Origin of the sequence: Corynebacterium sp. HMSC076C10 (assembly GCF_001812455.1) — a bacterium.
Classification (GTDB): Bacteria; Actinomycetota; Actinomycetes; order Mycobacteriales; family Mycobacteriaceae; genus Corynebacterium; species Corynebacterium jeikeium_D.
Map to the genome: position 1 here is coordinate 1 of NZ_KV809095.1, position 292 is coordinate 292.

General features: G+C 53.4%; 1 pseudogene. It reads left to right on the forward strand.

Going from position 1 to position 292, the window contains the following annotated elements:
* Window positions 1-284: pseudogene (locus HMPREF2857_RS02390) on the forward strand (IS256 family transposase); the annotation flags it as partial.
* Between the last annotated feature and the right edge of the window lie 8 nt (window positions 285-292).

Below are 292 nucleotides of genomic sequence, written 5' to 3' on the forward strand. Positions count from 1 at the left end.
CCCCCATAAAAGAACTAGCCCGCAGACACCGCGGACTATCACTACCGCATCAACGCACAGTGATGGATTGGTGGCTGTATCTACATACAGAAGTCCCTGACGATCCGGTCAAGATCGCCAGGGACCAACGATGGGGTCAAGACGCACTTTCCACAGCAACAGACCTGATCACCCACAACACCACAGCCACTACCAATGACATCGGTGCACCAGCAGAATACGACACCGCCATCGACACCAGCTACCAACACAACCTCGGCATCCAAAAAGGCTGGATCAAATAACCGCAACA